A 10,154-nucleotide genomic window follows, 5' to 3' on the forward strand; every position below is an offset into this window, starting at 1 on the left:
GGCGTGCGCGCGTCTCCTTGAGCATTACCCTAGTCTCATTTCAGCCGATCGGGCAGGGCCGATCAGTTCTTCGTCTGGAAGTCCGCGAGGTTCGCAGGCGTCACGAGCTGGAACGGGATGTAGACCTTCTGGTCGACAGCCTCGCCCTTGGCGAGCTTCAGGGCCGCGTCGACGGCACCCTTGCCCTGGCCGGCGGCGTCCTGGAAGACCGTCACGTCGAGGTCACCGGCAGCCATGGCCGCAAGCGCGTCCTGGGTGGCGTCGACGCCGCCGATGACGACGGTGTCCATGGCGCGGCCGGCAGCCTTCAGCGCCTGGATCGCGCCGATTGCCATTTCGTCGTTGTTGGCGACGACGGCGTCGAATTCGAGGCCGGCGGAGAGCCAGTTGGTCATCAGGTCGGCGCCCTGGGTTCGCGACCAGTTGGCCGTCTGCTCCTCGACGATTTCGAGACCCTTGCATTCGTCGGTGGCGAGAACGTCATGGATGTCCTGCGTGCGCATGCGGGCGGCCTGGTTGGACAGCTCGCCCATCATGACGACGATCTTGCCCTTGCCGCCGAGCAGCCGGCAGACTTCCTTGGTTTCAAGCGTGCCGGATTCCTGTTCGTTGGACGCGACGAAGGCCTGGTTGTCGGGCAGTTCGTTGACGTTGACCGGTTCGCGGTTGACGTAGACGAGCGGGATCTTCGCCTCCTCGGCGAGCTTCGACATGGCGGCAGTCGCGTCGGTGTCGACGGGGTTGACGACGATCGCGCTGACGCCGGCTGCGATGAAGTTCTGGATCTGGCTCTGCTGCTTGGCGACGTCGTTCTGGGCGTCCTCGATCTGCAGTTCGACGCCGTCGAGCGTCTTGGCGTAGTCGGACATGCCGTTGCGCAGGACGGTCAGGAAGTTGTCGTCGAACAGAGCCATGGAAACGCCGATCGTCTCGGCATGGGCGGCCGTTGCCATCATGGCGGCAAAGGTCGTGCTCAGGATAAATTTCTTCATTGCTTTCTCCTCCTCAAAGCGGTGTCCGGCGGCACCTGACTATCCGGATCGCTGCCCGTTGCGGACAGCCGGCCCTTGCTCCTCCCGGGATGCTTCGGGCCAAAACAGAATAAACAAACCGCGAATTCCATTCTTCGGAATGTTTATTCCATTTTCTCGTCAAGACGTCAAGCCCGTTCCATTTGCCGACGTCTAGAATTCACAGATGGACGCGTACCCGGTCGGCGGGACGGCTTCAGGCCGCCGCGGCGATGAACGCCATGCTCGCGGCGACTGCCGCTTGCGGGTCTGCCAGACCATGTACCGAGGGTGCGAAGGGTTCGAAGGAAAGCGGGCCGGCATAGCCTTGCGCGCGCAGGGCGCGGATCTGGCCGGCGTTGTCGAGCCGGTCGCCCTCACCGACGAGCACACGGTGCGGGTCGCGCATGTCGGAAACGCTGACGGTCGGGTCGTCGACTCCGGAGATGTGGACGAGGCCGGTCAATGCGGGGAACAACTCCGGTTCGCCGGCGAGATGATGGTGGAACGTGTCGTGGACCAGCCGGAAGGTTGCTCCGCCGCCGATCGCGGCGATCGCTTCCGCTGCTTCGCGCTTGGAGCGGAGCGAGCAGATCTCGAAGCCGAGCGGCTCGACGAGGCCGACGACGCCGGCGGCGTGAAGCATCGGTTTCAGGGCAGCGAGGGCGGCGCGCAGATTCGCCTGGCGTTCGCCGTCTGCGGTTCCGGTGCCGTCGTTCTTGGGCACCAGCACGAGTGCCTTTGCGCCGCAGGCGGCGGCATAGGCGATGAGATCCCTCGCTTCGTCGGCGCGGGCCGGCGACCATTCGTTGAAGCGCTGCAGCGCGTTGATCGAGATGATCGCCAGGCCGTGGCGTTCCGCCAGCGCCTTCACCTCCGCCGGCGTCGTGCCGTCGAGGATCGCGTTGCCGTCGAGGTCGTTGCGGATCTCGACGGAGCCGATGCCGAGCGAGGCGGCGAGCGCGAAGAAGGCGTCAAGCGACAGGCCGGGCGCGGTCATGTGGTTGAGGGCGAAGGGCAGGGACGGCATGCGGTTGGTTCCTCCTGGGGCAGGCCGCCACCGTGGCGGCCTCGTGTATGCGCGGGAGGATCGGGCAGGGGTTTGCCGGACGTCAAAGGTCAAATTGCACGGACGGCTTTCATCCCTGAGAGGATTGGCGTCGCCTATGAAAGAACTCTCTCAGGAATGCCGTCAGATGTTTTCCGGCGTGTAGATGTCGAACGGCAGGAATGTCTGGCCCGAGGGGCCGGTGGCGGCGCTTTCGATGGTCGCGATCATCAGGGAGACCAGCTCGCGGCAGAGCGCGGGAAGCGGGGTGCTGATCGCCATGGTGACGACGTCGTCGGCAAGGCCGGCGCGCGATTCCGGCGTGAGTTCGTTGACGATCACCTGGAGCTTTCCGGCATAACCCTCCTCGCGGATCGCCGAAATGGCACCCTCCATGCCGCCGCCCGCCACGTAGAGGCCGATGAGGTCGGGATGCTGGTTGAGCAGGTTGGCCGTCGCCTCATGGGTAATCTCGCTCGTGTCGAGGTTGACGAGCGTATCGAGCACCTCGAACTCCGGCCCGTTCTCGCGGAAGAAGGAGCGGAAGCCGATCTCGCGCAGTTCGTGGCCATGGAAGCGATGGCTGCCGACGAAGATCGCCACCTTGCCGGGTTTCTTCGCCCCCTTGGCGATCATCCAGGCGGCGGTGCGGCCGACCTTCAGGTTGTTGAGCCCGATATAGCCCTGGCTGACCCCCATGGCGAAGTCGGAGAGCAGGCAGAAGACCGGGATGCCGCGCTGTCTCAGCTCCGAGACCGTGTTGGTGGTGGCGGGATAGTCGGGTGCCACCACCGCAAGGGCCTGGTTGCGGGCGGCGAGATGCTTCAGCATGTCGGTCATCGCCGCAGGCGTTTGTGCCGCGATGAACTCGACCTGCGCCATGACGCGGGCGGTCGTCACCGCATGGCAGGCCGCTTCGATCTCGCGGGCGAAGCTCTGGTAGAAGAACTGGTTCGGCCGCTGGAAGCTGAAGCCGAGGCGGTATTGCGGCAGGTCCTCGAAGACCCGCTGCCGCAGCAGCCCCACGGCATGGTAGCCGATCGTCGTCGCCGCATCGTAGACCCGGCGCGCCGTTTCCTCCCGCACCCGGTGCCGCCCGTTCAGAACGCGGTCCACCGTTGCCACGCTGACGCCGGCGGCCTTGGCGAGATCGGTAATGGTGGGCCTCGACGACATGGCTGTTCCTGACGGAAATGCATCATGGATGAGTGTGTTTTTTGATATGTTTTGATAGATTGTATCACGCATGCATTGATGGAAGCAAGCGCCGGCGGTATCTTTTCGGCATCGAACAGCATGCAATGCGAGCGCCCGGCGGGCGCCTTGCCGGAGGGAAGCATGACGCCGACAAAGAGGGATTACAGCCTGCTCGGCCGCGATGCGCAGGCGGCCGTCGAAACCGGCCTTGCCGCAGCGGAATGGTATCACACGGACATCCCGCGCAAGGAGATGAAGGAGCTCATGAAGCGCTCCGACGGGCCGGCGATCCGCGACACGGCGATCTGGTTCGGCGGCCTCGCCCTTTCCGGCGCGCTCGGCATCTATTTCTGGGGCACCTGGGCGGCCGTGCCGTTCTTCCTCGCCTACGGCGTGCTCTACGGCTCGGCCTCCGATTCGCGCTGGCACGAATGCGGCCACGGCACCGCCTTCAAGACGCTGTGGATGAACGATGCCGTCTACCAGGTCGCCTGCTTCATGATCATGCGCAACCCGGTGACCTGGCGCTGGAGCCACACGCGCCACCACACGGACACGGTGATCGTCGGCCGCGATCCGGAGATCGCCGTCATGCGTCCGCCGGACCTCCTGCGGCTCGTTCTCAATTTCTTCGGCCTGCTGGATGCGGGCCACGCGATGATCGACATGCTGCGCAACGCCGCCGGCGTCATCAGCGCGGAAGAGAAGACATTCATTCCGGAGACCGAGCAGCCGAAGGCGATCCGGGTCGCCCGCATCTGGCTTGCGATCTATGCCGCGACGCTCGCCGCCTGTCTTTATCTCGGGTCGATCCTGCCGGCGATGCTGATCGGCCTGCCGCGCCTCTACGGCGCCTGGCACCATGTCCTGACCGGGCTGCTGCAGCATGGCGGGCTTGCCGACAACGTCACCGACCACCGGCTGAACAGCCGCACGGTCTACATGAACCCGGTGAGCCGCTTCATCTACTGGAACATGAACTATCACGTGGAGCACCACATGTTCCCCATGGTGCCCTACCATGCGCTGCCGAAGCTGCACGCGATGATCCGGCACGACCTGCCGGCGCCCAATCCGTCGATCTGGCACGGCTATCGCGAGATGATCCCCGCCTTCCTCCGCCAGTTGCGCAACGAGGACTATTTTCTGAAGCGCGAACTGCCGCCGACGGCAAGGCCCTACAAGGAAGAATTCCACGCCGAGCCGGTCGCGCAGGCGGCCGAATAGGCGAGGCGGCCGCAGCGCGGCGCGACGCAAAGAAAACACCGGAGGAGATTCCCATGACTGGACCCTGGATCGAGGTCTGCGGCGCAGACGACATCGACGAGGAGGACGTGATCCGCTTCGATCACGACGGCCGCACCTTTGCCGTCTACCGCAGCCCCGAGGACACCTATCACGCGACGGACGGGCTCTGCACGCACGAGAAGGTCCACCTCGCCGACGGGCTCGTGATGGACGGTATCATCGAATGTCCCAAGCACAATGGCCGCTTCAGCTACAGGACCGGCGAGGCGAAGGGCGCCCCGGTCTGCGTCAATCTCAAGACCTACGCGGTCAAGGTCGAAGGCGGCACCGTCTTCATCGCACTGTCCTGAGGAGGGCCGCATGGCGAACTTTGTCATCGTCGGCGCCGGCGAGTGCGGCGCCCGCGCCGCACTCGCGCTCCGCGACCGCGGCTTCGACGGCACGATCACGCTGATCGGCTCGGAACCCCATCTGCCCTACGAGCGGCCGCCGCTTTCGAAGGATGCGCTGGTCGCCGGCGCCGGGCCGAAGCTCGTCGCCGAGGCGGAGCGTTACGCGGCGGCCGGCATCGACGTGCTGACCGGGCGGATCGTCGAGGCGATCGATCGCGCCGACCGCTCGGTCAGGCTCTTCGACGGCCGCGTCCTTCGCTATGACAAGCTTCTGCTCGCCACCGGCGCGCGGCCGCGCGCCCTGCCGGGCATGGCCTGCGGCGAGGGACGGATCCGGTCGCTCCGGAGCCATGGCGACGCCGAGGCGATCCGCCGGCATCTCCGCGCGGGCAGCCGCGTGGTGATCCTCGGCGGCGGCTTCATCGGCCTGGAACTCGCTGCGAGCGCTCGACGGCTCGACGCGTCGGTGACGCTCCTCGAGGGACTGCCGCGCATCCTCTCGCGCGGCGTACCGATGGAGATCGCAGAGACGGTCGCGGCCCGCCATGCGGCGGAAGGTGTCGACATCCGCTGCAATGCGCGGATCGAGGCGGTCGCCGAAAGCGCTGGCGAGGTCCGGATCGTGCTTGCGGACGGTACCCTCGTGGTGGCCGACCTTCTCGTTGTCGGCATCGGCGCCGTGCCGAATGTCGAGCTGGCGGAAGCGGCGGGGCTTGCGGTCGACAACGGCATCGCCGTCGACGCCGCGCTGCGGACCAGCGACCCGGACATTTTCGCGGCCGGCGACTGCTGCTCCTTTCCGCTGCCGCTCTATGGCGGACGCCGCGTGCGGCTCGAGTCCTGGCGCAACGCGCAGGAACAGGGCCTGCTCGCTGCCGATGCGATGCTGGGCGGCGGCGAGACGATCTCGGCGGTCCCCTGGTTCTGGTCCGATCAGTACGACCTGACGCTGCAGGTCGCCGGGCTTGCCGACGGCGCGGTCGCCACCGTGCGGCGCGGTACGGCGGAGGCCTTCATCCTCTTCCATCTCGACGCGGAGGGGCGGCTGATCGCGGCGAGCGGCATCGGCCCCGGCAATGCCGTCGCGCGCGACATCCGGCTGGCGGAAATGCTGATCGCGGCGGGCGCCCGTCCCGACCCCGCGGCACTCGCCGCGCCGGAGACGAAACTGAAGACGCTGCTTGCAGCCTGAGGCGGAGGAACATCCCATGAAGCAAATGAGACCGACCGTCGCCGATCTTCTCGCGATGAAGGGCAAGCGCCAGCTTTCCATGCTGCGTGTCGTGACGCTCGAGGAGGCGGAGGCGGCGGAGCGGGCCGGGATCGACCTCGTCTCGGTGCCGCCGGCGCTGCTCGGGCCGGAATTCCGCGAGGCGGCACCCTCCGTCTTCGCCTTTCCCGGGCTGGAATACGGCGACTTCGCCACCGCGGAGGACTATCTGCGTGCCGCGTTCGGTGCGTTGCGGGCCGGCGGCGATGCGGTCTATTGCGCGGCGGGGCTTTCGACTGTCCGGCGCATGCGGGAGGAGGGGATCCCGGTCTGCGGCCATGTCGGGCTGATCCCGTCGAAGGCGACGTGGACCGGCGGCTTCCGCGCGGTCGGCAAGACGGCTGCCTCGGCGCTCGACGTCTGGCGGCAGGTGAAGGCGCTGGAAGAGGCCGGTGCCTTCGCCGCGGAAATCGAGGTCGTGCCGGGCGAGGTGGCGGGCGCGATCAGCGAGCGGACCTCGATGCTGATGCTGTCGATGGGCGCCGGCACGGGCTGCGATGCGCAATATCTCTTCGCCGAGGACGTGCTCGGCCAGAACCGCGGCCATTATCCCCGCCACGCCAGGGTCTACCGCAATTTCGCCGCCGAGTTCGAGCGGCTGCAGCAGGAGCGCGTCGCGGCCTTTCGCGAATATGCGGCCGACGTGCGCTCCGGCGCCTATCCGGAAAAGGCGCATCTCGTCGCGATCGAAGCGGCGGAACTGAGGGCTTTTCTCGATGCCCTGCCCGGTTGAGTGCGCCGGCCGGTTCCCAGCCGGCGAAAAACCGCCTATGAAGCCGGTGGCCGCCGCGGGATGCCGGCGGCGGCACGCGCCGTCTGCGAGGTGGCGCGGTTCGGCCCGGGAGCAGCGCTGCATGAAATTCATCGACCCCGACCATCCGTTCTACAGGCCGCTCTGGGTTCGGCTCTTGCTGGTCGGCTTCTGCGCGGGCTGGACGGCGCTTGAATTCTACAATGGCGAGCAGACCTGGGGCACGATCTTCCTCGTCGTGTCGGCTTATGCCTTCGCCCAGCTCGTGCTGTTCTACAAGCCGTCCGGCGGGAAGGCCGGGTCCGGTCGCGACGGCGACGCCAAATAGCCTCAGAGTCCCAGCTTCCGCTCGACCGCGATCCGCCGCATCGTTTCGTCGATCAGCATGTTGGCGATCTTCATGCGGATCGTCGCGTTTTCCCGCATGCGGGGATGGACGCTGTCGGGATGGTTGGCGCGGGCGAAGGCGCGCCGCAGGCCGGCGAGTTCCTCAGCACTTTCGCGCCCGGTTAGGGCGAGATCCTCGGCGACGTCCTGCGGACTGACGCGGGCGAGATGCGGCGGCAGTTCCGGCTCCGGCGGAGCGGCAGGCGGTTCGGCCGGTTCGGGCCCGGTCTCCCGCGTCGCGCCGGCCATGTCCAGATAGGCGGCCTCCGCCTGCCGGCCGAAAACGAAGCCCTTTCCGGCGGCGATGCTGCCGGCAAGGCCGGCCGGCGGCGCCCAGGGCGAGGGTGCGGGCCCGTCGACATCGGGCTCGCGCTCGGCCGCCTCGGCGGCAAGCCGCGCCACGACGGTCTCGAAGACGGACTGGCCGAAGATCATCGCGTCTATCCCGGTCTGCCGCTCAGGCCGCGGGCAGCATGCGGCTTCTCTGGAGAATCAGATCATAGAGCAGTTTGGCGCTCGGCGGCAGCGCCCGTCCCTTCACCGAAATGAGGCTGTAGGGCTTCAGGTCGATCTCGAAATCCGTCTGCAGGATGCGGATATTGCCGGCCTCGGCGCCGTTTTCGGCGATAAAATCCGCCATGTCGCGGGCGACCGGCGCGACGGCGTTCGAGCCGCAGACGATCGCGACGGTGAGCAGGATCGACGAGGTGTTGACGACCGTGGTCGGCAGCGCCACGCCGGCGGCGATGAAGAGCTCTTCGATGCGGCGGCGCAGAAGCGTGCCGGGCGGCTGGAACACCCAGTCGTAGCCCGGCAGGTCGGCGAGCGAGACCACCGGCTTCATGGTCAGCGGATGACCCTTGCGCACGATGAGGCAGGCCTTCTCGATGCCGATCTCGCGCACGTCGAACTGACGCGGGCTCATTTCCTCCGGCACGCGGGCGATGATGAAATCGTGGCGGGCGGCGAGCAGTTCGCGGGCGAGCACGTTGCTCGTTTCGACGCGGACATTGACCTCGAGGCCCGGATAGGCGGCGCTGACCTGTTCGATCGCCGGGACTGCCAGGCTGATCGCCGGTGCCGTGACGCTGCCGAGAAAGACGGTGCCCCCGACGCCGGAACGCAGTGCGCTGATCTCGCGGTCCACCTCGCGCAGTTCGAGCAGGATCGCCCGCGCCCGCCTGGCGAAGGCGCGGCCGAAGGCTGTCAGCGCCACACCGCGCGACACCCGTTCGCAGAGCTGCGACTTGAGGATCGTCTCCATTTCCGTCAGCATGCGCGAGGCGGCCGGCTGCGAGATATTGAGGGCATTGGCCGCCGCGCTGATCTGCTTGTGGTCCTCGATCGCGACGATCATGCGCAGGTGGCTGAGCTTCAGCCCGGCGCGCAGCAGACCGAGGCCGAGCTGGTCCCCGCTCGTCTCCTCGGAGGGCGAAAAAGGCTGGTTTTCCGGAGCCTGCATGGCGGAATCCTGTCCGTTGAGCGAAAAATCATATCTTTCCGCCAAACTATACCGAAAATGGTATGCCTTTAGAAGTTTATTGTATTTGACAGTTATGGCCATTCGGTAGAGGTTGCGCCGAAGTGCGCTCGCGCCCTAGGGAGTGTGAGGCCGGGAGGGGTATCGATATCCTTTTCCTCCATTGGAGGCCGTCGTCTGCGAAAGCGGGCCGCGAAGCACTGATCATGGCCCGGTCGCAACGGCGGGGCCGCAGCACTACAAGGGAGAGACCATTCTATGAAACTCATCACTTCGCTTCTCGCCGCCGCTGCGCTCAGCGTCGCGTCGTTCGTGGCGCCGTCCTTCGCCCAGGACAAGGGCATGGTCGGCATTTCCATGCCCACCAAGACCTCGACCCGCTGGATTTCGGACGGCGAGACGATGGAAAAGCTGTTCCAGGAAGCCGGTTATACCCCGGACCTGCAGTTCGCTGACGACGACATCCCGAACCAGCTCGCCCAGATCGAAAACATGGTCACCAAGGGTGCCAAGGTTCTCGTCATCGCGGCGATCGACGGCACGACGCTGTCGGACATCCTGCAGAAGTCTGTCGATGCGGGCGTCAAGGTCATCGCCTATGACCGCCTGATCCGCGACTCGGGCAATGTCGACTACTATGCCACCTTCGACAACTTCCAGGTCGGCGTTCTGCAGGCCACCAGCCTCGTTGAGGGTCTGAAGGCGAAGTTCCCGGACACCAAGCCGTGGAACGTCGAGCTCTTCGGTGGTTCGCCGGACGACAACAACGCCTTCTTCTTCTATGACGGCGCGATGTCGGTCCTCCAGCCGCTGATCGACAGCGGCGAGATCGCCGTGAAGTCCGGCCAGATGGGCATGGAAACCGTCGGCACGCTGCGCTGGGACGGCGCGGTCGCTCAGGCCCGCATGGAAAACCTGCTGTCGTCGACCTACACGGATGGTCGCGTCGATGGCGTTCTGTCGCCCTATGACGGTCTCTCCATCGGCATTCTGTCGGCGCTCAAGGGTGTCGGCTACGGCTCCGGCGACATGGCGATGCCGATCGTCACCGGCCAGGACGCGGAACTGCCGTCGGTCAAGTCGATCCTCGCTGACGAGCAGCATTCGACGGTCTTCAAGGACACGCGCGAACTCGCCAAGGTCGCCGTCAGCATGGTCAACGCGATCATGGAAGGCAAGGAGCCGGAAGTGAACGACACCAAGACCTACGACAATGGCGTCAAGGTCGTTCCGTCCTACCTGCTGAAGCCGGTTTCCGTCGACAAGTCCAATGCCAAGGAAATCCTCGTCACGGGCGCGGCCTACTACACCGAAGACCAGATCAACAACTGATCCGTCCTTCATCGCGGGGTCCGCGCTTGCGCGGACCCC

11 protein-coding genes are annotated in these 10,154 nt (G+C 66.2%); 6 read left to right on the plus strand and 5 right to left on the minus strand.

What is annotated here, in order from left to right; all coding sequences use genetic code 11:
* Window positions 1-62: 62 nt before the first annotated feature.
* The 3 genes from LXM94_RS02700 to LXM94_RS02710 all read right to left on the minus strand — a co-directional run bounded on the left by LXM94_RS02700 (window position 63) and on the right by LXM94_RS02710 (window position 3,234).
* A complete protein-coding gene (locus LXM94_RS02700; RefSeq protein WP_235769607.1) occupies window positions 63-992 on the minus strand; it encodes a sugar ABC transporter substrate-binding protein in 930 nt (309 codons plus the stop codon).
* 235 nt (window positions 993-1,227) lie between these two features.
* Window positions 1,228-2,040 (minus strand): TIM barrel protein, encoded by an 813-nt coding sequence (locus tag LXM94_RS02705; RefSeq protein ID WP_235769608.1) that lies wholly within the window; start codon window positions 2,038-2,040, stop codon window positions 1,228-1,230.
* A gap of 162 nt (window positions 2,041-2,202) precedes the next feature.
* The gene (locus LXM94_RS02710) at window positions 2,203-3,234 is read right to left on the minus strand and encodes a LacI family DNA-binding transcriptional regulator (protein ID WP_235769609.1); all 1,032 of its coding nucleotides are present in this window, start codon (window positions 3,232-3,234) and stop codon (window positions 2,203-2,205) included.
* 162 nt (window positions 3,235-3,396) lie between these two features.
* Between LXM94_RS02710 and LXM94_RS02715 the strand changes: the two genes are divergently transcribed.
* From LXM94_RS02715 to LXM94_RS02735, 5 genes are all read left to right on the plus strand, one after another.
* Window positions 3,397-4,482, plus strand: a complete 1,086-nt coding sequence (locus tag LXM94_RS02715; RefSeq protein ID WP_235769610.1) for a fatty acid desaturase family protein — start codon at window positions 3,397-3,399, stop codon at window positions 4,480-4,482.
* 53 nt (window positions 4,483-4,535) lie between these two features.
* The gene (locus tag LXM94_RS02720; RefSeq protein ID WP_235769611.1) at window positions 4,536-4,853 is read left to right on the plus strand and encodes a MocE family 2Fe-2S type ferredoxin; all 318 of its coding nucleotides are present in this window, start codon (window positions 4,536-4,538) and stop codon (window positions 4,851-4,853) included.
* A 10-nt stretch (window positions 4,854-4,863) separates the two neighbouring features.
* Window positions 4,864-6,087, plus strand: a complete 1,224-nt coding sequence (locus tag LXM94_RS02725; RefSeq protein ID WP_235769612.1) for an NAD(P)/FAD-dependent oxidoreductase — start codon at window positions 4,864-4,866, stop codon at window positions 6,085-6,087.
* A gap of 16 nt (window positions 6,088-6,103) precedes the next feature.
* A complete protein-coding gene (locus LXM94_RS02730) occupies window positions 6,104-6,898 on the plus strand; it encodes a 3-methyl-2-oxobutanoate hydroxymethyltransferase (RefSeq protein ID WP_235769613.1) in 795 nt (264 codons plus the stop codon).
* A gap of 121 nt (window positions 6,899-7,019) precedes the next feature.
* The gene (locus LXM94_RS02735) at window positions 7,020-7,244 is read left to right on the plus strand and encodes a hypothetical protein (RefSeq protein ID WP_235769614.1); all 225 of its coding nucleotides are present in this window, start codon (window positions 7,020-7,022) and stop codon (window positions 7,242-7,244) included.
* A gap of 2 nt (window positions 7,245-7,246) precedes the next feature.
* On the opposite strand, the gene LXM94_RS02740 is transcribed toward LXM94_RS02735, so the two are convergent.
* Window positions 7,247-7,738: a hypothetical protein gene (locus tag LXM94_RS02740; protein WP_235769615.1), complete on the minus strand. Its 492-nt coding sequence runs from the start codon at window positions 7,736-7,738 to the stop codon at window positions 7,247-7,249.
* A gap of 22 nt (window positions 7,739-7,760) precedes the next feature.
* Window positions 7,761-8,765 (minus strand): LysR family transcriptional regulator, encoded by a 1,005-nt coding sequence (locus tag LXM94_RS02745; RefSeq protein ID WP_235769616.1) that lies wholly within the window; start codon window positions 8,763-8,765, stop codon window positions 7,761-7,763.
* Window positions 8,766-9,041: 276 nt separating this feature from the next.
* On the opposite strand from LXM94_RS02745, the gene chvE reads away from it, so the two are divergent.
* A complete protein-coding gene (gene chvE / locus LXM94_RS02750; RefSeq protein WP_235769617.1) occupies window positions 9,042-10,115 on the plus strand; it encodes a multiple monosaccharide ABC transporter substrate-binding protein in 1,074 nt (357 codons plus the stop codon).
* Window positions 10,116-10,154 lie beyond the last annotated feature (39 nt).

This window comes from Rhizobium alarense (assembly GCF_021555155.1).
GTDB classification, from domain to species: domain Bacteria; phylum Pseudomonadota; class Alphaproteobacteria; order Rhizobiales; family Rhizobiaceae; genus Rhizobium_D; species Rhizobium_D alarense.